Origin of the sequence: Streptomyces pristinaespiralis (assembly GCF_001278075.1) — a bacterium.
GTDB classification, from domain to species: domain Bacteria; phylum Actinomycetota; class Actinomycetes; order Streptomycetales; family Streptomycetaceae; genus Streptomyces; species Streptomyces pristinaespiralis.
The window spans coordinates 7,930,678-7,953,018 of the sequence record NZ_CP011340.1 but is presented as its reverse complement, the minus strand read 5'-3'; the positions used below and the strand labels follow the sequence as shown (position 1 = coordinate 7,953,018).

Sequence of the window (22,341 nt, the reverse complement as noted above, 5' to 3'; positions counted from 1 at the left end):
GCATGGAACTACGCGAGATCCTTCGCCCCGACGCCACCTTGCCCGCGCTTCTCGAGGGGTACGCCTGGCTGCCCGACCTGGTGCGGCGCAGCGGCGGCGCTCCCGTGAGGACCCGGCTCATGGGCCGGCCGGCGATCGCCCTGCACGGCCTCGACGCGGTGCCCTTCTTCTACGACGAACAGCACATCGCACGCCGCTCCGCGCTGCCGGGGCCCGTCCTGGACACGCTCTTCGGCCGGGGAGCGGTGCATACGCTCGACGGCCCGGCGCACCGAGCCCGTAAAGCGCTGTTCGTCTCCCTCCTGAAGGACCCGGAGGGGGTGGACGGCCTTGCCGGACGGGCCGTGAAGGAGTGGGAGACCGCTGTCGCGGAGTGGGCCCACCGGCCGAGGATCGAACTGTTCACCGAGGCGAGTGTGCTGATCACCCGCGCCGTCTGCGACTGGGCGGGGGTACCCCGCGGAGAGGACGACGGCCGGGCCACGGCACGCGACCTGGTGGCGATGGTCGACGGTTTCGCCACCGCGGGACCGCGGCACCGGCGTGCCCGCAGCGCCCGTACCCGCCAGGAAGCACGGCTCCGCGCCCTGATCGAGGACATCCGCGGGAGCGGGACGGAGCACTCCGGCTCGGCGTTGCACGCCGTGGCACTGCACCGCGACGACGACGGGCTGCTGGACGCGCACACCGCCGCGGTCGAAGTGCTCAACATCATCCGGCCGACCGCGGCGGTGGCCTGGTTCATGGCCTTCGCCGCGCACGCGATGCACCGGTGGCCCCGGCAGCGGGAACTGCTGCGCGAGGGCGGACCGGCTGACGCGGAGGCCTTCGCCCACGAGGTCCGCCGCTTCTACCCGTTCGTGCCCTTCCTGGGCGGTGTCGCGGTGCGGGATCTTGAATGGCGGGGCGAGCGGATCGCCGAGGGCACACTCGTGCTGCTCGACGTCTACGGCCACCATCACGATCCGGCGATCTGGCCCGACCCGTACGTCTTCGAGCCCGCGCGGTTCACCGACGGCGGGCCGGCCGGATCGGACCTGCTCATCCCGCAGGGCGGCGGCGACACGGCGACGGGGCACCGGTGTCCGGGCGAGGACGTCACGGTCGCGCTGCTGAAGGCCCTCGCGCCACGGCTCGCGCGACTGGAGCACGGTGTGCCGCCGCAGGACCTGTCGATCCCCCTGCGCCGGGTCCCGACCCGCCCGGTCGACGGCTTCCTGCTGGCCGCCCTGCCGGCGCGCACCGGCTGAACGGATCCGGGGCGGCGGACCCCGGCGTGCGGTCGGACGCCCGGCGCGCCCGGAGTTCCGTCGCCCTTGGCCGCGGCGCCGGACAACGGCGTCGCGATGTCCTCCAGAGATTTGCGTTCGGCCGCGACGGCGAAGAAGACGGCCACCAGGCCGGCGGCGACCATCAGGCCCGCGCCGATGCAGAACGCGAGGACGGCGTCGGCGACGACGCCGCTCGTCACCTGGGCGTCGGTGACGGGGAGTCCACTGCCCTCCGCGGAGAGCCGGCTGGCGATGTTGCCGACGCCGGTCAGCGGGCGGCACCGCGGCGCGGCGTCCTGCCCCACAGCCAGTCGCGGAGTGCCGACAGCCGCGGGCGCCTCTCCCGCCGTTCCCGGGTGTGACGGTCGAGCTCCTCCATCAGGCGCCGCGACCGGTGGTCCATGTCCAGTTCGTCGAGGATGCGGTCGATCTCGGTCAGCAGCGCGCCGTGCAGCTGCCAGTGGCGCGGCTGTCGCTGGACGCCCTTGAGCAGCAGATCGGCGGCGTTGTCCCGGCTGGCGCGGGCGGCGGCGAGTTCACCGGTCAGCCGCTCCTCGGCCGCGTCGGCGCTCTCGCTGGTCTGGGTGGTGACGAGGACGGCGAAGCTCACCAGCGTGTCGGCGACGTGCGCGAGGAGTTCCTCGAGTGCGACGCCGACCTCGTGGGAGAACAGTTCCTCCTCGCGTCGTTCCTTCGCGAGGTCGGTGATGGTGCGGGCCAGCACCCGCAGGACGACGGCGCAGATCTCCAGGGTGTCGAGGCCTGTGCGGAGCACGATGCGGTGCAACAGCCCTTCCTTGACCCGGGGATTGAAGCGGAGGCTGTCCTCGGCCTGGCGCAGCGCCGCGTCCACCTCGGCGATGTCGTTGTCGAGCCTGCGCGCCTCGTGGAGCCGGGCCGCCGCCTGCTCGACCGGGGTGGGGCTCGTCAGCTCCTCGCCGATGTGCAGGAGGAGCCGTCGCATGCGCCGCCCGAGATCCTCGATCGACTCCCCGGCGGCCTCGACCCACACCGGCGGTACGAACAGCATGTTGAAGAGCAGCCCCACGACGGCGCCGATGAGCGTCTCGAGCACCCGGTCCCAGGCGGTGTCGGTCACCTGGGTCACGCCGAGCACGAGCATCGCGCTGATCGCGACCTCGGGGACGAACTCGTCGACCCGCACGAATCTGCCGACGACCAGCGAGGCCAGGATGATCAGTCCGAGGCTCCACCAGGTCAGGCCGACGAGCGCGCTGAAGCCGATGGCGATGAGGACGCCGACGACGACGGAGTTGACCCGGCGCACGCCGGTGGTGAGGGTGGAGTAGAGGGTGACCTGGACGACGAGCAGCGCGGTCAGGGGCGCGGTGAGCGGGGCGACAGGGCTGTCGAGTACGTGCAGGGCGACCACGTAGGAGATGGTCGCCGCCGCGGTCGATCGCACGGTCTGTACGACGGCCGGTTCCTTGCTCCGGCTGACGATGCCGGCCACCGGCGCCCGCAGCTTCGTGCGGACCTCAACCTCTGACACCTTCGTCCTTCCCCGCTCCCTCGCCCGGACCCGTGCGTGCCGGTCTGTCCGGGATCCCCCTCAGCGCCCGCCGGATGCCGCGCCCTCCCCGACGGCCGGTGCGGCCGACCGGATACGGCGGCCCACGTAGGTCTCGGCGGCCAGCAGCGCGTCTCGGGCCGTGCGCTCGCACATGAGCACACACAGTGTGTAGGCGGTGTCCTCGAACCGTCTCCGCGCGGAGTCGTCGTGGGGAGCGGCGAGGACGTAATGTTCCTGCGCCCGGTAGCGGGCAATCAGCCTGGTGATCACACTCGTGTCGGGCATCAGCATCGTGGTCTCCCGGTTTATGCGGCCCCCTGACACGGCGGAGCGAGGTCCGTCCGGTGCCTCATTGTGAACCGGAGCGGTCCTGTCCGCCACACAGCTGGCTACTGTAGGTAGTCGCTGGTATGGAGGGCCCACGGCACGCCGGAAGGGCCCGTTCACAGCCGCTGCGCCGGTATTCACACTCACCCTTCGTCACAGCGGCGTACGCAGGCTCGTGGAGCCGTTCCGCCAGGCGGCCATGATCCGGTCACCGAGGCGGTCCTCCAGGCAGGTTGTCGCCGCAATCCCGAAGGCGACGTCGGAGGCGAGCGAGGGTTCGTCGGCCAGCAGTCCACCGATGACGTCACGGCGCACGATCTGTTCGTGCACGGCGTCGGCGGTGACGTGCTCCGCGTAGAAGTGCTCGGCCGCCGGCCCCGCTCCGGTGCGGCGCATCGCCTCGGCGAGCCTGCGCGAACCGGGTGACGACGTCACCTCGACGTGCGCGAAGTGCCCCACCAGCGCGCCCCGGTGGGCACGGTGCAGGCCGAACAGCGACATCAGGTTGACGTTCGCGAGCATCTCCGCGGGCGCGGCGTCGAGGTACCGGCCGTAGGCCGGGTCGAGGCCGAGGTCCGCCATCAGGTCGGCGAACAGCCGGGCGTGCACCCGCTCGGCGCGGCCGCCGCCGAACTCGTCGAACTCGACCGCCACGAAGGCGGCTTTGGCCCTCCCGTGCAGCCGTGGGATCACCCAGGCGTGCGGATCGGCCTCCTTGAGGTGGTACAGGGAGCGCATGGCGGCGTACTCGCGCAGGTGCCGGAGCTGTCCCTCGTCCTTGAGGAAGTACGACACCCCTGTGCCGTCCACCGGTTCGACGAGCAGTTCGTCCAGAGCGTCGTACACGTCCAGGTGACCGGCGGTCCGGTCGCGGACCGCTCGGAGGAAGCGCCGCTCCATCGCGGCGCGCAGCGCGAGCAGATCCGGGTCCCACTCCCAGGCCGGGTCGACGCCGGAGAAACCGCGGTAGTGCAGCTCGTAGCAGACGTAGAGGGCCAGTTGCAGGTCGTCACCGAGGGGGTCTGCGCTCTCCGCGGAGCCGGGGTGCGGCAGCCGTGCGCCGGCCGGGTCGCGGAGGGCGTTCAGCACGCCCTGCGACACATCTCCCCTCGCGCCCGGCAGTTCGCCCTCAAGGGCGGCGCCCGTGGCCGTGACGACGTCCGTCATCGTTCACCTCCTGCTCCGTCGCCGATGACTGGTGTCGCACCACGGATACGTCCGGCTGCGCCGGCACGTGCACAGCGCGACGGTGAACCGGTCGGAACGCACCGTGGTCCCGTCGTCGAGTACGACCTCGACGGGGCCCTCCACCAGCATCGGCCCCTCCCGGGTCACCGTCAGCCGGCAGGGCTCCTCGGCCGTCCGCTCCTCAGACTCGCTCGGCACGGATGATCACCAGCTCTTCCTTGTCCTCGTCGGGAGCGATCAGCCCCCGCCGCTCGAGCCACTTCCTGCGCGAACGCAGGACCGGCCCGAAGGGGACGAGACGACGCTCCACGACTGCGGCGTCCAGTCCGGCGCCCTGCAGCCGCTCGAGGGTCGCCCCCACCCCGCTGAGCGCCGACTGCACCATCAGCAGGGCACCCGAAGGGTTCAGCAGCTCCGCGGCACCGTCGCAGATCCGGTCCAGCACGGCCCTGCCGTCGTGACCCGCGTCCCAGGCGACGGCCGCGCCGCGCCGCGGCGGGTGCGCGTGCGGGGCGGGCACGTAGGGCGGATTGCACACGATCAGGTCGAAGCGCCGGCCCATGGCCGGGTCCAGCAGGTCACCGTGCAGGACGCGCACCCGGCGGCGCGCGAGCACGGCATTGAGGCGGGTGGCGACGACGGCACGCCATGATCGGTCGACCGCCGTCACACGGGCGCCGCGCCGGGCGGCCGTCAGGGCCAGCGCTCCGGTGCCGGTGCCCACGTCGAGCACCTCGGCACCAGGCTTCAGCGGTTCACGCTCGAGCGCGTCCGCGAGCAGAAACGTGTCGCTCTGCGGGGCGTACACACCCGGGGCGAGCACGAGCGCCACTGCGCCCCGGTCCACTCCCGGCAGACTTGTCATTCCAGGCTCCTTCGGCAGACTGAGCCGGCGGCGGCCGGTGCCGATCCGGCGATTTCTTGATCCCGTTGCCCGGCTTCTTGATCCCGTGTGCCCACCACCGCGGGTTTCATCCGTTTCGGTACGCGCCCGCCGGGGACCCGGTCGGCAGCCGGTTCTTTTCCGGGAACCCCACGGAGTGGCTGATGAGCGTGAAGACAGGACTGCGGGTGGTGGTCACCGGGGCCACCGGAAATGTGGGCACGAGCGTGATGAGGGCGCTCGCGGGCGACTCGCGGATCGCGTCGGTCCTCGGCCTCGCACGACGCGTACCCGACCTGGACATCTCGCGGACGTCCTGGGCGGCCGTGGATCTGGCCCGCGAGGACGCCGGTGAACGGCTCGTGCGGCATCTGGAGGGAGCCGACGCCGTGATCCACCTCGCGTGGCGCTTCCAGCCGACCCACTCCCCCGCCACGACCTGGCAGACCAACGTCCTCGGGTCGTTGCGGCTCTTCGACGCGGTCGCCGCCGCGCAGGTACCGGCACTCGTCCACGCCTCGTCGGTCGGCGCCTACACGCCGGGCCCGAAGACCGGCCCCGGCGTCGACGAGTCGTGGCCCACCCACGGCTGGCCGGAGGCGGCCTACTGCCGCGAGAAGTCCTATCTGGAGCGGGCGCTCGACGCCTTCGAGCTGCGGCAATCCAGCACCCGCGTGGTACGCATGCGACCGGCGTTCATGTTCAAGGAGACGTCCGCCAGCGAGCAGCGCCGGATCTTCGCCGGGAAGTTCCTGCCGGGCCCGCTGATCAGGCCGGGACTGCTTCCCTTCGTGCCCGACATCGAAGGACTGCGCTTCCAGGCACTGCACACCGACGACGCGGCGCAGGCGTATCTGTCCGCCGTGCTGCTCGACGCGCGCGGGGCGTTCAACCTCGCCGCCGAGCCGGTGGTCGACGCACGGACCCTCGGCGACCTGCTGAAGGCGAAGGTGGTGCGGGTCCCGCGGCAGGCGGCACACGCGGTGGTGTCGGCCGCATGGGGACTGCGCGCCGTACCGGCGTCGCCTCAGCTGTTCGACGCGCTGCTGCGGATGCCGGTGATGAGCACGGCCCGGGCCAGGGAGGAGCTGGACTGGGAGCCGCGGCACTCGGCCAAGGCGGCGCTGGAGGAGTTCCTGCGCGGCGTCCGCAAGGGTTCCGGCGAGCGGACGGCACCGTTGGTGGGCCACCGGGCACACTGAAGCACGGCGCGGCACCCTAACGTCCGGACGGCTCCAGCAGTTCGGCGAACGGCGCGGTGCTGATGCGGGCCAGCAGATCCGCCGGATCGTCGAAGACGGCCGCCGCTCCGGCGGCCTCCAGTGCGGTACGCGGGATCCCTCCGCACAGCAGCGCCACGCACCGCACCCCCGCCCGGGACGCGGCCTGCATGTCCCACACCGTGTCGCCGACGAAGACGGCGCGGTCGGCCGGGACCCCGGCCAGTTCCAGCGCGTGTTCGACGGGTTCGGGAGCGGGCTTGCCCTCCGCCACGTCGTCGGCGCCCGCGACCGCGGAGATGGCGTCGTCGGCGTCGATGGCCCGTCGTAGCGCGGCGAGCTCCGATCCGCCGGCCGAGCTCGCGAGCACCACGGTCCAGCCGTCGCCCGCCAGGGCGCGCAGCAGGTCTCCCGCCTGGTCGAAGGCCGGCAGCCGGTCGGAGTACGTCGCGTAGAGCGCCTTGTGGGCGTCCTTGATCGCCCCGTCCTGCGCCGTGTCCCGGTCGTCGCCGAGCACATGTTCCACCAGGTCCTGGCCGGCCAGCCCGACCGAGCGGTGGATGTGGTGCATGGCCACGCGGTGTCCGGCCTGCCGGAAGGCCTCCCACCAGCACACGACATGGAGATGGTTGGTGTCGGCCAGCGTCCCGTCGACGTCGAACACAGCGGCGCGGTCCATGTCTGAAGGTCCCTTCCCCGTGGGTGGTGCTACTGCGGTACGGCGTTGTCCGTGGCGGTCACGTTGAAGATGGCGCCGTCGGGGTCCCGCAGGGTGACCTCGGCGCCGTGCGGGGTGGTGCGCTCGGCGAGGACGGTGCCCCCGTGCCGGTCGGCCGTGCGCACCGTCTCCTCGAGGTTCTTCACCGCGAAGTGCACATGCCAGCGGGGGTGCAGCAGGGGGTTCGCCGCGGTGCCGTCCGCTCCGGAGGTGAGCCTGGCGAGCACCCGTCCCTCGCGGTGCAGCACGACCGCGCCCTCCAGGTAGCTGACCTCGCAGCAGCCGGCCCGGTCGGACGCCCAGTCGAACACCTCGCCGTAGAAGATCGCCGATTCGAAGGCGTCCTTGGCCAGCAGCCGGATCCACGCGGGTGCCTTGTCACGCCAGGCCGGCCAGTCCCGCATCAGTTCGCCCTCCCAGAGGCCGAAGACGGCGCCGTCGCGGTCCGCCGCGAGCACGCCGCGCCCCATGGACAGGGCGAGCGGCCCCACCGCCACGGTGCCGCTGCGTTCCCGGATGCGACCCGCGGTCCGGTCGGCGTCCTCCACGGCGAAGTACGGGGTCCAGGCGACGGCGACGGTCAGCGCGGGTGCCAGTGCCCCGATCCCGGCGACCGGCGAACCGTCGACCACGGCGACTCTGAACTGGTCGCCCAGTCTTCCCTTGCGGAACTTCCAGCCGAGCACGGCCCCGTAGAACTCCTGGGCGGCCTGGAGATCGCGGGCCATGAGGCTGACCCAGCAGGGAGCGCCGAACACCGCGGCGGACGCGGCAGCGGCGGCGGTCACGGTCGGGGTCGAGTTCTCGTTCATCACCATGTCCGGCGGTCGAGGGCGGTTCACGCGGTGCCGGTTCCATGGTGCTCCCCGAAGGGCCGACCGGCGAACGCGTTCGTCACCGTACGTGCACGAAGAGGAGCCTTCAGTAACCCGGTCCGGCTGTGCTTGCGTGACTCGAGTGCCCTGGTGGCGGCCATCCGTAACGCTGATGCGGTGGGCGGGTTCCGACGCGTGCGAAGCGCTCACCTGCCCGGGCGTGGCGTGCGCCCTCCCGACGGCCGCCGGTTCCTCCGGTCGGCGACACTGCGACATGACGGGACCCGGCCGGGGAATGCCCCGGCCGGGTCCCGTCACAGGAACGGACAGCAGGGTCAGCGGCGTGCCAGTACTTCGACCACCTGCCGCGCCGTGTCGGCGCTGGACTGCGGGTTCTGGCCGGTGACGAGGTTGCCGTCGACGACGACGCGGCTCTCCCACGCGCCGCCCGGCCGGACCACCGCGCCGAGCTCGCGCAGGCGCGACTCGACCAGGTAGGGCGACTTGTCGCCGAGGCCGCCCTGCTGCTCCTCCTCGTCACTGAACGTGGTCATCTCACGCCCGGAGAAGGCGAAGGAGCCGTCCTCGCCGACGGCGCTGAGCAGCGCGGCGGGACCGTGGCAGAGGGCCGCGACGATCTTGCCCTGGGCGTCGGCGTCGGTCAGCAGCCGGCCGAGGTCCGCACTGACGGCGAGGTCGGCCATCGGGCCGTGACCGCCGGGGATGTACACCGCGTCGTAGTCGCCGGCCGACACCGTGGAGAGATCGGTGGGACGGGCGAGTTCCGCGTCGATGGCGTCCAGGTAGGCCCGGAACCTCTTGGCGTCCGCCTCCTCCACGCCGCCGCGCTCGTCGAGGCTGATGGGGTCCACGGTCGGCCGGACGCCGCCGGGGGTCGCGATGACCACGTCGTGGCCCGCCTTCCGGAGCACCTCGTGCGAGGCGGCCAGTTCCTCGGCCCAGTAGCCGGTGGGGTGGCTGGTGCCGTCGGACAGCTTGAGGCTGTCGGCTCCGGAAACGACCATGAGGATCTTCGACATGGAGCAGTCCTTACTTCGCTCGGATGTGTTGCGGTTCGCTACGGACAACCCCAGCTTTGCCCCCGCATCATCCGCGGGCATCATGAGCGTCATAACTTCTCTTATGGAACGAGGGTTGCGTGCCGGGACTGGATCTGCTGTCTACCTTCCTGGAGATCTACCGCTGCGGGTCGCTCTCCGCCGCCGCCGAGCGCCTCGGGCTCACCCAGCCGGCCGTCAGCGGGCAGCTGGCCAGGCTGGAGGACCAGATGGGTGAGCAGTTGTTCGTCCGCTCACGCAAAGGCGTCACCCCCACCGCGCACGCGGCCGATCTCGCCGCCCGCGTCGGCACGCACCTCGACGAGCTGCGCGCGGCGCTGGAACCGTCGCGGGCGGGGGCGGCGCATGTCGGGACCGTACGGATCGCGGGCCCCGGCGAGCTGATGGCCATGCGCGTCCTGCCCACGCTGGCGCCGCTGACCACTCGGGGACTGCGCATCCATGTGACGCTGGGCCTCGCCCGCGATCTGCTCGCCGCCCTCACGGAGGGACACGTGGAGCTGGTTGTGTCCGCCATACGGCCCACGCAGCAGGACATCGTGGCCACGCCGCTCATCGACGAGGAGTTCGTTCTCGTCGGCGCGCCGTCCCTGGCCCGCACTGTCGACAACGCGCGGCTGGCCGGCGATCCGGTGGAGGCGCTCGCCCATCTCCCGCTGGTCGGTTACGCGGACGACCTGCCGATCGTCCGCCGCTACTGGCTGAGCGAGTTCGACCGCCGGCCGCCGAACAGCATCTCCGTGATCGTCCCGGACCTGCGGGCCGTTCTGGCCGCCGTGATCGCGGGCGCGGGGGTGAGCGCCCTGCCCCGCTATCTCGCCGAGCCGGCCCTCGCCGCGGGCTCCGTCGAACTGCTCCACGAGCCCGCCGCCCCGCCGCTCAACACCCTCTACCTGGCGACCAGGGCCGGCGCCCTCGTCCATCCGCCCCTGGCGCTGGTCCACGACCACCTCCGCACCCGGGCCCACTCGTGGGGCGCGCTCTGACCGGCCGTAACGCATGGTAGGAGTGGGACAGTTGGGACGGAGCGCCCTGGCCGAAAGCCGACGTACCGGAGCCGCTGCCCCCACCATCCGTCTGTACCGCCGTGCGGCGTCTCCCTAGCATGTGGATCCCACAGAACCGGATCTCCATCAACGCGGGTGAGGACTGGATGCAGAGTTCGTGGCGCCCCGACGCCATCGACACCAAAGTGCCCAGCGTGGCACGTATGTACGACTACTTCCTGGGGGGCGACGACAACTACCAGTCGGACCGAGAAGCCTGCGAAGAACTTCTGAAGCAGGTCCCCAGCACCAAGACACTCGCCGTCAACAACCGCCGCTTCCTTCGGCGTGTCGTGCGGATGCTGGCGACCGAGTACGGCATCCGCCAGTTCATCGACCACGGATCCGGTCTGCCGACCCAGGACAACGTCCACCAGGTCGCGCAGTCGGTCGATCCCGCCTCCAGGGTCGTCTACGTCGACAACGATCCCATCGTGCTCGCGCACGGCAGGGCCCTGCTCGACGAGAACGACCGCACCACGGTCATCCAGGCCGACATGCGCGACACCGACGGTATCTTCGACCACGAAGAGACCCGGCGGCTGATCGATTTCAGCCAGCCTGTCGCGGCTCTCTTCGTGTCGGTGATGCACTGCATCCCGGACGAGGCCGATCCGGCGGGTCTCGTGCGGCGGGTCGCCGAACGGCTGGCGCCGGGCAGCTTCCTCGTCGTCTGCCAACTGGTGAGCGACCGGCCGGAGATCCGCAAGTTCGTCACCGACTTCATGGCGCAGGCCACCGACAACCACTGGGGCCGGGTCCGCGAGGAGCACGAGGTCGCCGCCTACCTCGACGGCATGGAGATACTGGAGCCCGGGCTGGTGGAGGTCTCCACCTGGCGTCCCGACACCGATCTGGCACCGGTGCAGCAGACCGACGAATGGATCGAGTGGGGCGGGGTCGCGCGCATCCCGTAGCTCCACCGCACTACGCGCGGGCGGTGGTCCGTCGAGCCGGCTCCGAGGAGCACTCACCGGGCCGCCTCCGTCGTCGTACCGCGGCGCGGGTACCGAACGCGTACGGGCCGTCAGATCACGAACGCGGGCCCACGTGTGGGGCGATCAGAGGCTCTTGATGCGCTGCTGGAGCAGTTCCAGCGACTGCTTGGGCGTGAGGGCGCACGCGCCGAGCCGGTCGAGCATGTCACGGTACTGCTCGACGGCCTGCGGCTTCTGGGAGAACGTGCTGTCGGTCAGGTGCTCGATGTAGACCGCGTCCTTCAGGTCGCTCAGCGCGAAACGCAGATAGGTCACGCCCGTGCCGACGCCGACGGAGGCCGTCACCTCCAGCGGCGCCACCTGCAGGGTCACCCGCGGCCGCTCCATCATCCCGACGAGGTGCAGCAGTTGCTCGCGCATCACATGCGGCCCGCCCACCGTGCGCATCAGCACGGACTCGTCGATCACGGCCCACAGGCGCGGCGCCTCAGGCGTGTCCAGCTGCCGCTGGCGTTCCCGCCGCAGCTCGACCCGGCGCCGCACATCGTGCGTCAGGAGGTGCCCCGGTCCCGACCGGATGACGGCCTCGGCGTACGCGGGGGTCTGGAGCAGGCCGGGCACATAGAACGGCTCGTAGGTACGGATCGTCGCCGCGGCACCCTCCAGGGCGACCAGCGGCTCGAAGAAGTCGGAGAGGACATCGCTGAAGGAGCGCCACCAGTCGGTCTGGCGGGACTGCGTCACCAGCCGCATGAACTCGGCGACCTGCTCCTCCGCGCTCACGCCGTACAGATCCAGCAGCGCCAGGGCGTCGGCCGGCTTGCAGCCGTGGCGGCCCAGCTCGATCCGGCTGGTCCTGGAGCGCGAGAAACCGAGCCGGGCGTCGACGTCCGCTGGATCCAGCCCGGCGTTCACCCGCAGTTGGCGCAATTTGCCACCCAGAATCAGCCTGAGGGCGGTCGGGTTGTTCTCGACCGCTCCCAGCGGCCGGACGAACAACGACGGACTCGGTTCGACTGCAGCCATCAGGCGCTCCTGCGGAGAAATAGGGACGACGACAGTATCCAGCACTCGCGCGGCGAGGCCATGGGGAAGTCGCCCACTCACCGACTGTTTTCAGCCGATTACCGCGTCGAAACCACCCTCACGGGCTCCTGCCACGAACCCCGCGAACTCGTCGCGTGAGCAGACGAGCGCCGGCCCGTGCGGATCCCTCGAGTTCCGGATCGCGATCAGGTCGCCGGGCAGCGCCGCCATCTCCACGCAGTTCCCCGTGGCGTTGCTGTGACTGCTCTTGATCCACGTCACCGTCACCAGCGCACTGGCCTGCATTCCGTTGACGAACTCCATGCCCATCAACTCCTCACTGCTCGCACACGTTTGGTCCGGATCCCACCGATGCAATCCCATCTGCAATTGCATCCGCGGGTCGGCTCGACAATACTCGCCCTGCGTCTGCTGTCGAACGGCGAAGCCTGCAGGGAGACATGACCAGTGACGACTCACGTGCCGGCGCTCCCTGAGACCGATGTACGGCATGGTTTCGGGAGCGGTCTCGCGCAATCTGGCGTGAAACGTCCGCCCTGTATGCCCGCCGACGCGCCGGAGTACGCCATGGAGGAACTTGTCCTCCCCGGCGGCTTCTCCGCGTGCGGGCTGGACGGCCGGCCGAGGAACGCGGGGCAGGCACGGAAGTTCGCCGCGAGCACCCTCCGCGAGTGGGCGCTGCGGCCCTTGGTGGCGGATGTCGAGCTGATCGTGAGCGAGCTCGTCGGCAACGCCGTCCGGCACGCCCTTCCGCCCACCGCGCCGTGCGCCGACGAGTACCCGGTCTGGCTGGGCCTCTTCCGCTACAGCCGCCACCTCGTCTGCGCGGTGACCGACCCCAGCCCGGCGCCGCCGCGCCTCGGTGATCCCGGCCCGGCCGCCTCGGGCGGCCGCGGCCTGCTCCTCGTCAACTCGCTGAGCGACAGCTGGTCCTGGCGGCCGACACCTCCTGCGGGCAAGACCGTGTGGGCGTCCCTGCCGTTGCCGGGACAGGAAGACACCCCCTGAGCCACGGACGAACGGCCCCCGGCCGGTCAGGGGGCCGGCGCCGAGGGCGGAGGCCGCTGCCGCCCGGTCAGGGCGAGGCCCGGCCAAGGCGAGGGCCGGCCAAGGCGAGTCCCGGCCAAGGCGAGGCCCGGTCAAGGCGAGGGCCGGTCAGGGCGAGGGCCGGTGCCCGTCGTCGGGCAGCATCAGCAGACGGGAGCCGCCCGGCTCGACCGACACGGTCCGGTCCGGGAGCCGCACGTCGATCGGTCCACCGTCGGAGGCCGGCACGCCGATGTGCAGTTCTCCGGGCCGCATCCGCACCCGCACCCCCCAATGCCCGTGGTAGCGGACGGAGAAGCCGTACTCGGCAAGCTGCGGCGAGTGCACGGGGTCGAACCACAGCGCCCCGCCACGGGTCTCCATCCCGGTCAGACCGCGCTGCACCAGGTCGAGCGTGCCGGCCATCGCCCCGAGATGGATGCCTTCCTCCGTGGTGCCGCCCTGCAGGTCGGCGATGTCGCCCTCCAGCGCCTCCCTGACGTAGGTCCACGCGTCCTCGCGCCGTACACGCGCCAGCACCCATCCGTGGACGAGGCCGCTGAGGGTCGAGCCGTGGCTGGTGCGCTTCAGGTAGTAGTCGACGGTCCGGTGCCAGGTCTCCTCGTCCAGTTCGTGACCCAACCTCCTGAACAGACCGCTCAGTTCGGCCGGCGAGAAGAGGTAGCCGAGCATCAGCACGTCGGCCTGCTTGGAGGCCTGGTAGCGGTTCACGGTGTCGTTCTCCGCCTCCAGCACCCGGTCGAGGCGGCGGATGTCCCCGTGCCGGGCGCGCAGGCCGTCCCAGTCGAGCTCCTCCAGGTCGCCGTAACCGTGGAACTGGCTGATGACACCGTCGTGGAAGGGCACGTACATCCGTCGTGACACCTCCTCCCAGCGGGCCAGCTCCCCTCGGTCGAGGCCGATGCGCTCGTACAGCTCCCGGCGGCGCGGCTCGGGCAGTTCGCGCACCACCTCGAGGGCGCGGGCCAGCACCCACACCGCGGTGACGTTCGTGTACGCGTTGTCGTCCAGCCCCGGCAGACAGGAGCCCGGATACGCCTCGTGGTACTCGTCGGGGCCGACCACGCCGCGGATGCGGTAACGCTCCAACTGCTTGTCGTACTGGGCGAATCCGGCCCAGAACCGCGCGATCTGGGTGAGCATCTCCGCGCCCTTGGTGTGCAGGAACTCCGCGTCGCCGCTCGCCTCGCAGTACTGCCACACGTTGTACGCGATGGCGGACCCGACGTGGTGCTGGAGGCGGGAGTGGTCCGGCAGCCAGCGTCCGGACCGCGGGTTGAGGTGCAGCTCCTGCGTCTCCTCGCGACCGTCGCTGCCGCTCTGCCACGGGTACATGGCGCCGATGTGGCCGGCGTCGCGGGCCAGCACGCGGGCCTGTTCCAGCCTGCGGTACCGGTACATGAGCAGGGCCCGGGAGACCTCGGGGAAGTGCAGGTTCAGATACGGCAGGACGAACAGCTCGTCCCAGAAGATGTGGCCGCGGTACGCCTCGCCGTGCAGACCACGGGCGGGCACCCCGACGTCGAGGTCGGCGGTGTGCGGGGACAGCGTCTGCAGCACATGGAAGAGGTGGAGCCGCAAAATGCTGCCGGCCTCCCCCGGCACGTCCAGCTCGCCCCTCCGCCACAGCTGCCGCCACGCCGCCCGGTGCGACTCCAGCAGCGCCTCGAAGCCCGGCGCCCGGTCGACCCGGCCGACGGCCGCGTGGAGCGGGTCGCTGATCGCGGCGTCCCTCGAGGTGTGCAGCGCGACGGTCTTGTCGACCGTACGGGTGACACCTCCCGGGAGGGTCAGCCTCAGGAACTGCACGGCACGCAGCGGTTCATGGGCGGTGCGGGCCCGTTCCTCGTCGGTCGGTTCGTCGGCGACCGTGCGGGCCGCCATGCCGATCCGGATGTCGGAGGTGGTGGTGCGGCAGCGCAGCCACATGGTGTCGGGCTCGCCGTCACCGGCGTTGACGTGGACGAGATGGCTGCCGTTCAGCTCCCGGTAGCGTGCCACCCCGCTGTTGGTCACCCCGCCGTCGAGCGCGGCCTCGACCTCGATGTCACCTGACCAGCCTTCCGCCGTGAACTGGGTGCGCAGCACGGCGAGATGGGGATCGGCCATGTGGACCAGCCGCAGCTGGCGCACGGTGAGGGCCCGGCCGTCCTCGGCCACGTAGCGCATGGTGCGCTCGAGGGTGCCCGCCCGCAGATCGAGGCTCTGGCGGTGTTCGGCCAGCGCCGAGCTGTCCGGGGTGAACCAGGCCGCGTCACCGGCGAGGCGGTACAGACGGAAGCGCAGGGGCAGCCAGTTGGGCAGGTTGACCATGTCCTCGTTCTCGACCTGCCGGCCGGCGACGATCGAGGTGAGGCGGTTGTAGCAGCCCGCGGCGTACGTACCCGGGTAGTGCGTGTCGTCGGCGGTGCACTCGGGGGCGGCTCCCCGTGTGGCGAAGTAGCCGTTGCCGAGAGTGCACAGCGCCTCCCGCAGCCGCTCGCGCGCGGGGTCGTATCCCTCGTACGTCCAGATCCACTCGTGCATGGTCAGTCCTCCGGGGGCGCTGGGGGCTCGGGGGCGGCCCGGGCAGGGGGTGCCGGGGGCGCGTCCGGTTCGCCGGAACCGTCGGTGCCGGCGGGGAGCAGTTCGGCGAGGTCCCGTACGACGAGGTCGGCACCGTGCTCGAGCAGGGCGTCGCCCGTCCCCGGGCCGCCCGTACGGTCCACGCCGATCACGAGGGCGAAGCCGCCGCGTCTGCCCGCCTCCACGCCGGCCAGGGCGTCCTCCACGACGGCCGTCCGGTCCGGGGGGACGCCGAGCCGCCGGGCCGCCTCGAGGAACAGCGCGGGCTCCGGCTTGCCCGGCAGCCGCAGCCGGGCCGCCTCCGCGCCGTCGACCAGGACGTCGAAACAGGGCAGGACACCCGCCCGGGTGATCAGTTCCCGTGCGTGGCGGGACGCGGAAACGGCCGCCAGGGGGACGGCGCGGGCGCGCAGCATCCTCAGCAGTCGCGCGGTGCCCGGGTAGGCGTCGATGCCCTGCTCGCTCAGCCGCCGGGTGAACAGCTGCTCCTTGTACGCGGCGACGGCGCCCACCGTGTCCGTGCCCGGGGAGTCGTCAGGGCTTCCCCGGGGCAGCCGCAGCCCGCGCGAGGCCAGGAACGCCGCGGCCCCGTCCTGGCGTGACCGCCCGTCGACGTGCCTCAGATAGTCGTCCCGGACGTCGAAGGGCCGGCGGGCAGCGGGGTCGTCGGGCGGATGGGCGAGCAGGCAGGCGTCGAAGGCCGTCTTCCAGGCTGCGGCGTGGATCTTGGCGGAGTCGGTGATCACGCCGTCGGTGTCGAGGACGACGGCGTCGACGCCACGCCAGCGGGACCCGCTCACGGCCGCGTGTCCGGGTCGCCGACCCGGTCGGACGGTGCGCGGCACACGCGTACGTTCATGTCGGTCCTCCCTGCTCAGCGACCCCGTGGGCGCGGGCCGCCCGCGTCGCCCGGTGGAGGCGGCCACGCGATTAAGGATGGCCGCGTACGCCGTGCTCTGCGCGCTGAAGCCTGTGGCCTGCGCGTGCCCACGGGGCGGTCCGGCATGCGCCGTGGCGGCAGGCGGCCGTCTCCTGCCGCGCCTATGGCCGGACGATCTGCCGTGGCACCGGAGCGAGGTCGCCAGGAGGTTCGCGTCTCCCCCGCCGTCGCCGTGAGTCGCTCCCGGGCGGATGGGTACCCGCCGCTGGAAGAGCGGTCCGCCACGAAACCCAGCGAAGGGCCCTTCGATGGCACAACGAGTTCCGGACGGCCCCGAGGACCTGCAGTCCCCTGCTCCCGCCGAGGGTGGCTACCTGGACCAGATCCAGGACGGTCTCCAGCAGGTCGCGCACGCGCACGGACGCGTACGGGAACTGCTCGGCGCCGTCCTCGCGATCAGCAAGGAACTGGAGCTCGACTCCGTGCTGCGCACGATCAACGAGACCGCCCGGCAGCTGGCGCAGGCCCGGTACGCGGCGCTCGGCGTGCTGGACGACGCCGGTGAGTTCACCGAGCTGATCACCTCGGGTTTCGGCCGCGACCAGTTCGCCGCCCTCGGCGACCGGCTGCCGCACGGCACCGGCCTCCTCGGCGAGCTGGTCCGCGACCCCCACCCGCTGCGCGTCGATCATGTGGCGGAACACCCCCACGCGGTCGGCTTCCCGGCGGGCCACCCCGCGATGACCAACCTGCTCGGAGTGCCGATCCGCGTGCGGGACAAGCTCTACGGCACGCTCTACCTGGCCGACCGGAAGAGCGGCGAGCCCTTCACGGACGACGACGAGAACATCGTTGTCGCGCTGGCCGGTGCCGCCGGAGTGGCCATCGAGAACGCCCGCCTGTACGACCAGTTGCGGCATGCCACGGAGGACTTCCAGCGCAGACTGCTCCCCCGGATGCCCCGCCGTGAGGACCTGGAGCTCGAGGCCAGGTACCAGCCCTCCACCGAGGCGCCGCGGATCGGCGGCGACTGGTACGACCTCGTCCGGCTGCCGGGCCGCGTGCCGTGCCTGATGGTCGGCGACGTGATGGGCCACGGCCTCGAAGCGGCCACCGTGATGAGCCAGATCAGCAACATGCTGCGGGTGATCGCGTTCGAGGAGGAGGAGCCTCCGAGCCGGATCCTGCGCCGGCTCGACGAGGTCCTGCACGAACTGCACGGCGGCCCGATGGCCACCGTCATCATCGCCAGGCTCGAGCCCAGCGCCCACGGCAAGCGGCTGCACTGGTCGAGCGCGGGCCACCTGCCGCCGCTGCTGGTCACGCCGGACCACCGGGCCCGCTACCTGGAGACGGACACCGGACTGCCCCTGGGTGTCGATCCGGTGATGGAGCGGGTGGACCACACGGAGCTGCTGCCGCCCGGCAGCACACTGCTGCTGCACACCGACGGGCTGGTCGAGCACCCCCGCCGGTCCATCGACGAGGGGATGGCAGACGCGACCGGCATCGCGGCCGTCCGGGCCTCCGCCCCGCTCCCCGAGCTCTGCGACGCGCTCCTCGCGCACGGCCACTACGCGTTCCACGACGACGTCGCGCTCCTCGCTGCCCGCCTCGCCCCGTGAGCGCGTCCCGGCCGCCGGGCGGCTCCCGGCCGGAACGCGGACCGGAGCGCCCGGCGGGCATCGCCGGTCAGGACGTGTCCCGTACCTCGGTGTCCTCCACGAGGGACCCGGGGGCGGCGCGGTTGGGCGCGGCCGGGCTGTGCGACTGCTGCCGCGGCGGTGGCTTGCCGTCCCGGCCCTCCCCCCACTCCGGGATGCGCAGGGCGAGGAGGGCGACGTCGTCGCCACTGGGCGCCATGCGGGCCAGGAGCTCGTCGCAGAAGTCCTCGACGTCCCGGTGCGCGAGGGCGCCGGCGTGGCGGCGCAGCTCGGCCAGCCCCCCGTCGATGGAACGCGTCCGGCTCTCGACCAGGCCGTCGGTGTACAGCAGCAGCGTGGACCGGGCGGGAAGCCTCTCACGGGCGTCGGGCCATCCCAGGCCCAGATGCAGCGCGGAGTCCATGCCGAGAAGGGGCCCGTGGCCCGCTTCGAGGTAACGGGCCTCTCCGTCGTACGTCACGAGGAGCGGCGGCGGGTGGCCGGCGTTGACCCAGTGCAGCTGCCACGGCCCGCCCTCCTCGCCCTCGATCCGGGCGAAGACGGCGGTGGCCATGGGGGCGTCACTGGTGTTGGTCATCGCCTCGTCGAGGCGTCGCATGATGAGGCTGGGAGGTTCCTGCCGGTCCCAGGCCAGCGCGCGGAGCATGTTGCGCACCTCGGCCATGTGGGCCGCGGCCTTGAGGTCGTGGCCCACGACGTCGCCGATGACCATCGTCGTGGCGCCGTCGGCGAGGAGGAAGGCGTCGTACCAGTCTCCGCCGATCTCGGCGGCGCTCTCCGCGGGCTGGTAGCGGGCGGCCATCTGGAGGTGGTCGACCTGGGGAAGCGGCGTGAGGAGCTGACGTTGCATGGTCTCCGCCAGCTGCCGTTGCTGGTCGAACAGCTGGGCGTTGTCCAGCACCAGGCCGGCCCGGCGCCCGATGTCGGCCAGCACCAACAGGTCGGCCTCCGTGCAGGGCGGACGTTCGCCGCGGCGCGCCACGGTGAGCGCGCCGAACACCTGGCGCGTGGTGCTCAGCGGCACCACGACCGCCGAATGCCCGCCGAGCCGATCGAACAGGTCCCGGTGCGCCCGGGCGAGCGGGGCCTGCGGTGCGAGGTCCTCGGCGTCCAGCCGCACGGGCCGGCCGCCCCGCAGCACACGCGCGAGGGCCGACGCGGAGGGTGTTTCTGTCAACGGCGGCAGCGGGCCCAGCAGCGCGTCCGGCGGCGGGCGGTCGTCCGGTCCGTCGTCCCCACCTCCGTGGTTCTGCCCGCCGTGGTCGTGCTTCTGCCCGAGGTGGTCCTCGCACCGCACGGCGATCCTGCGCAGGTCGTCGGCCTGAGGGTGCGTACGCAGATCGACCGCCGCCCAGTCGCCCAGCTCCGGCACCAGCAGACGCACCAGCCGGTGCAGCATTTTCGGGACGTCGAGCGTGGAACTGAGCACGGCGGAGATCTCCGCGACGATGGTCAGCCGCTCGGTGAGCTCCTCCAGTGCCATGAGGTGCGTCGCCTGCTGGTCGACGGCTCGGCGGTGCAGGCTGAAGTCGTGGAAGACGATCACCGCACCGTCCACCTTCCCCTGCCGGAACAGGGGTGTGGCGGCCCAGATGATCGGTACGGTGGTGCCGTCGGCCCGCAGGTAGAACTCGTCGCTTCCCTCGGCGGGGGTGCCGGTGGTCAGCACGGAGAACACTCGGCACTCGTCCCGGGGGATCGTCCTGCCGTCGGCCTGCCGGTGCAGCAGGTCGTGAAGGTCCTGACCCAGCATCTGCGTGGCGTCGCGGCCGAGGAGGCGGTCGGCCCACGGGTTCGAGGCAGTGAGTCGCCCCGAGGTGTCGGTGACGTACAGCCCGGCACCCATGCTCTCGAACACGGCACGCAGGAAGTCGAGCTCCAGCGGCCGGTCAGCGCCGTTCACGCCCCACCATCCCCGGGTCGCCCGTTCCTCCTGCGCCGCACCGGCGCGGGCACGTCTTCGACGGCCCTCTCGTCATGCTCGCATCCGGGGCGGCGGTGCGCTGCTCCACCGCCTTGGGCGTGCCCCAGGGGGACCGGCCCGGGGCGCCGTCGCGGGACCGCCCGGTGGTGGGGAACGGTCCCGCCGCATCGCAGCCCCAGGCCGTGCCCCCCGGAGAGGGCAGGGCTACGTGAGGGCCGGTTGCACCGAACCGTCCCGCACGGCCGCGCGGGCCGCCGTCGCGTCCGGGGCCGCCAGTGCCAGTGCGGCGAGCCGCCGGCAGTCGTCCAGGGTGTGCGCAGCCACGGTGGCGCGCACGTCCCCCAGGCAGCTCGGCGCGGCAGAGAGGCTGCTCACGCCCAGCCCGACGAGGACCAGGGCGAGCAGCGGATCGGCCGCGGCCTCGCCGCAGACCCCCACGGGGCGGTCGTAGGCCGCGCCCGCCCCGGCCGCCGCCCGCACCAGTTCGAGCAGGGCCGGCTGCCAGGGATCCAGGAATTCGGCCAGCGTGCCGAGGGTGCGGTCGGCCGCGAACGCGTACTGGGCCAGGTCGTTCGTCCCGATGCTGAGGAAGTCGCACTGCCGGGCGAGGTCTCCCGCCCTCAGCGCCGCGGCCGGGACCTCGACCATGGCGCCCGCGGTCCGCAGCCCGTGGGCGCGCACCCGTGCCGCGAAGGCCGCTGCCTCACTCGGCACGGAGACCATGGGCGCCATCACCCATACGTCGGCTCCCGTGCCCTCCGCCGCCGCGGCGATCGCGGCCAGCTGCGTCTCGAGCAGCTCCGGGTCACGGCGTGCGGTGCGCAGGCCGCGCACGCCGAGGGCGGGGTTCTGTTCGTCGGCCGTCGTGACGAACGGCAGCGGTTTGTCGGCCCCCGCGTCGAGGGTGCGTACGACGACGCGGCGCCCGGCGAAGGCGTCGAAGACCGCGCGGTAGGCGTCGGTCTGCTCCTTCGCGGTGGGAGCCTGCTCGCGGTCGAGGTAGAGGAACTCGGTGCGGAACAGCCCCACGCCCTCGCTGTCGGCGGCCGCGGCCGCGTCCAGTTCCTGCAAGGCGCCCAGGTTGACCAGCAGTTTGACCGCGTGGTCGTCGGCCGTCCTGCCGGGGCCGCTGACCTCGGCCGCGGCCCGGCGGCGTCGTGCGTCCCGCGCGGCGGCCTCGGCGACGGTGTCCGGGGCCGGGTGGGTCTCGACCGTGCCGGCCGCGCCGTCGACGAGCACCGGCGTGCCGTCCGTCAGCTCCGCGGCGGCGGCGCATCCGACGACGGCCGGCAGACCGAGGATCTTGGCGAGGATCGCCGTGTGGCTGGTGGGGCCGCCGCGCTCGGTGACCAGGGCGAGGACCTCGGCCGGGTCGAGCAGCGCGGTGTCGGCGGGCGCGAGGTCGTCCGCGACGAGGACGTACGGATGGCCGGGGTCCGGCAGGCCGGGCATCGCGAGGCCCTGGACCGCCGCGACCGACCGCCGGCGGAGGTCGTCGAGGTCGGCGACGCGTTCGGCGAAGTAGCCGCCCGCCGCCTCGAGCGACGCGCGGAAGGCGCGGAACGCCCTGTCGAGGGCGTGGGCGGCGTCGGCCCCGTCGGCCACGAGCTCGCCGACCTGGTCGGCGAGAGTCGGGTCGGCGGCCATCATCGCCTGCGCGGAGAGGACCTGCGCCGCGTCGCCGCCGGCGGCGGCCGCCCGCTGCTCCAGGTCCGCGGCGACCTTGGCCAGCGCGGCCCGGGCCGCTGCCGCCTCTGCCGGTACGTCGGCCGGGTCGACGGTGCGGGGAGGCGGCAGGACGGACGGCTGGGCCATCCGGGCGACGGGCCCGGCGGCGCTGCCGCCGCCGATGCCGATGCCGTTCAGCACCCCGGTGACCGGGACCGCGGGAGAGTCGGAGGTCGTCGTACCGGTCGTCACCGCTGCTCCTGGGCGTCGAGGTCGGCGGCGACGAGCGTCGCCAGTTCCTCGACGGCGGCCTCCGCGCCGTCGCCCTCGGCGGACAGCACCAGGGATTCACCGTGCTTGGCGCCGAGCGCCAGCACCGACAGCAGGCTGCGGGCGTCGACCGGGGAGCCTCCGTCGCGGGCCACGGTCACCCTGACGGGCTGGCGGGCGGCGGCCTGGACGAAGACCGACGCGGGCCGGGCGTGAAGTCCGGAGCGGGAGCCGATGACGACGGTGCGCTGGGGCAT

21 protein-coding genes are annotated in these 22,341 nt (G+C 72.4%); 6 read left to right on the top strand and 15 right to left on the bottom strand.

What is annotated here, in order from left to right; genetic code table 11:
* Positions 1–2 precede the first annotated feature (2 nt).
* A complete protein-coding gene (locus tag SPRI_RS34140) occupies positions 3–1,250 on the top strand; it encodes a cytochrome P450 (protein WP_053557645.1) in 1,248 nt (415 codons plus the stop codon).
* A gap of 289 nt (positions 1,251–1,539) precedes the next feature.
* Here the strand turns inward: SPRI_RS34140 and SPRI_RS34135 are convergent, their stop codons facing one another.
* From SPRI_RS34135 to SPRI_RS34115, 5 genes are all read right to left on the bottom strand, one after another.
* On the bottom strand, positions 1,540–2,745 hold the full coding sequence (locus SPRI_RS34135) for an FUSC family protein (protein WP_037777309.1): 1,206 nt from the start codon (positions 2,743–2,745) through the stop codon (positions 1,540–1,542).
* 99 nt (positions 2,746–2,844) lie between these two features.
* A complete protein-coding gene (locus tag SPRI_RS34130) occupies positions 2,845–3,096 on the bottom strand; it encodes a DUF5133 domain-containing protein (RefSeq protein WP_005321215.1) in 252 nt (83 codons plus the stop codon).
* Positions 3,097–3,285: 189 nt separating this feature from the next.
* Complete coding sequence (locus SPRI_RS34125; protein ID WP_005321214.1) at positions 3,286–4,299, bottom strand: iron-containing redox enzyme family protein; 1,014 nt, start codon at positions 4,297–4,299, stop codon at positions 3,286–3,288.
* Between the two features lie 3 nt (positions 4,300–4,302).
* Positions 4,303–4,449, bottom strand: coding sequence for a CDGSH iron-sulfur domain-containing protein (locus SPRI_RS34120; RefSeq protein WP_078535547.1), 147 nt, complete (start codon positions 4,447–4,449; stop codon positions 4,303–4,305).
* 52 nt (positions 4,450–4,501) lie between these two features.
* Positions 4,502–5,185, bottom strand: coding sequence for a HemK2/MTQ2 family protein methyltransferase (locus tag SPRI_RS34115; RefSeq protein WP_037775497.1), 684 nt, complete (start codon positions 5,183–5,185; stop codon positions 4,502–4,504).
* Positions 5,186–5,367: 182 nt separating this feature from the next.
* Here SPRI_RS34115 and SPRI_RS34110 point away from each other — a divergent pair, with 182 nt between their 5' ends.
* Positions 5,368–6,405 (top strand): NAD-dependent epimerase/dehydratase family protein, encoded by a 1,038-nt coding sequence (locus SPRI_RS34110; RefSeq protein ID WP_005321208.1) that lies wholly within the window; start codon positions 5,368–5,370, stop codon positions 6,403–6,405.
* A 16-nt stretch (positions 6,406–6,421) separates the two neighbouring features.
* Here SPRI_RS34110 and SPRI_RS34105 read toward each other — a convergent pair whose 3' ends face one another.
* From SPRI_RS34105 to SPRI_RS34095, 3 genes are all read right to left on the bottom strand, one after another.
* Positions 6,422–7,102 carry an HAD family hydrolase gene (locus SPRI_RS34105; RefSeq protein WP_037775496.1) on the bottom strand — a complete coding sequence of 227 codons (681 nt, stop codon included), beginning with the start codon at positions 7,100–7,102 and terminating at the stop codon, positions 6,422–6,424.
* Positions 7,103–7,131: 29 nt separating this feature from the next.
* The gene (locus tag SPRI_RS34100; RefSeq protein WP_005321204.1) at positions 7,132–7,953 is read right to left on the bottom strand and encodes a VOC family protein; all 822 of its coding nucleotides are present in this window, start codon (positions 7,951–7,953) and stop codon (positions 7,132–7,134) included.
* 338 nt (positions 7,954–8,291) lie between these two features.
* A complete protein-coding gene (locus SPRI_RS34095) occupies positions 8,292–8,996 on the bottom strand; it encodes a type 1 glutamine amidotransferase domain-containing protein (protein ID WP_005321202.1) in 705 nt (234 codons plus the stop codon).
* 119 nt (positions 8,997–9,115) lie between these two features.
* Here SPRI_RS34095 and SPRI_RS34090 point away from each other — a divergent pair, with 119 nt between their 5' ends.
* On the top strand, positions 9,116–10,021 hold the full coding sequence (locus tag SPRI_RS34090) for a LysR family transcriptional regulator (RefSeq protein WP_005321201.1): 906 nt from the start codon (positions 9,116–9,118) through the stop codon (positions 10,019–10,021).
* A 167-nt stretch (positions 10,022–10,188) separates the two neighbouring features.
* On the top strand, positions 10,189–10,998 hold the full coding sequence (locus SPRI_RS34085; RefSeq protein ID WP_005321198.1) for an SAM-dependent methyltransferase: 810 nt from the start codon (positions 10,189–10,191) through the stop codon (positions 10,996–10,998).
* Between the two features lie 144 nt (positions 10,999–11,142).
* On the opposite strand, the gene SPRI_RS34080 is transcribed toward SPRI_RS34085, so the two are convergent.
* Both SPRI_RS34080 and SPRI_RS34075 read right to left on the bottom strand, forming a co-directional pair.
* Positions 11,143–12,045: a helix-turn-helix domain-containing protein gene (locus tag SPRI_RS34080; RefSeq protein WP_053557644.1), complete on the bottom strand. Its 903-nt coding sequence runs from the start codon at positions 12,043–12,045 to the stop codon at positions 11,143–11,145.
* 90 nt (positions 12,046–12,135) lie between these two features.
* Entirely contained in the window at positions 12,136–12,369 is a 234-nt protein-coding gene (locus SPRI_RS34075) for a DUF397 domain-containing protein (RefSeq protein ID WP_005321196.1), read from the bottom strand.
* A gap of 264 nt (positions 12,370–12,633) precedes the next feature.
* On the opposite strand from SPRI_RS34075, the gene SPRI_RS34070 reads away from it, so the two are divergent.
* Complete coding sequence (locus SPRI_RS34070) at positions 12,634–13,074, top strand: ATP-binding protein (protein ID WP_106428578.1); 441 nt, start codon at positions 12,634–12,636, stop codon at positions 13,072–13,074.
* Positions 13,075–13,221: 147 nt separating this feature from the next.
* On the opposite strand, the gene SPRI_RS34065 is transcribed toward SPRI_RS34070, so the two are convergent.
* Both SPRI_RS34065 and SPRI_RS34060 read right to left on the bottom strand, forming a co-directional pair.
* Complete coding sequence (locus tag SPRI_RS34065) at positions 13,222–15,639, bottom strand: glycoside hydrolase family 65 protein (RefSeq protein ID WP_005321194.1); 2,418 nt, start codon at positions 15,637–15,639, stop codon at positions 13,222–13,224.
* A 2-nt stretch (positions 15,640–15,641) separates the two neighbouring features.
* Entirely contained in the window at positions 15,642–16,478 is an 837-nt protein-coding gene (locus SPRI_RS34060) for an HAD family hydrolase (protein WP_078951331.1), read from the bottom strand.
* Positions 16,479–16,866: 388 nt separating this feature from the next.
* On the opposite strand from SPRI_RS34060, the gene SPRI_RS34055 reads away from it, so the two are divergent.
* Positions 16,867–18,183, top strand: a complete 1,317-nt coding sequence (locus tag SPRI_RS34055; protein ID WP_005321192.1) for a PP2C family protein-serine/threonine phosphatase — start codon at positions 16,867–16,869, stop codon at positions 18,181–18,183.
* A 67-nt stretch (positions 18,184–18,250) separates the two neighbouring features.
* On the opposite strand, the gene SPRI_RS34050 is transcribed toward SPRI_RS34055, so the two are convergent.
* The 3 genes from SPRI_RS34050 to SPRI_RS34040 form a co-directional block, all read right to left on the bottom strand.
* Entirely contained in the window at positions 18,251–20,125 is a 1,875-nt protein-coding gene (locus tag SPRI_RS34050) for a SpoIIE family protein phosphatase (protein WP_078951330.1), read from the bottom strand.
* A 225-nt stretch (positions 20,126–20,350) separates the two neighbouring features.
* Entirely contained in the window at positions 20,351–22,066 is a 1,716-nt protein-coding gene (ptsP, locus tag SPRI_RS34045; RefSeq protein ID WP_063805371.1) for a phosphoenolpyruvate--protein phosphotransferase, read from the bottom strand.
* Positions 22,063–22,341, bottom strand: a complete 279-nt coding sequence (locus SPRI_RS34040) for an HPr family phosphocarrier protein (protein WP_053557643.1) — start codon at positions 22,339–22,341, stop codon at positions 22,063–22,065. Before SPRI_RS34040 ends, ptsP begins: the two co-directional genes overlap by 4 nt.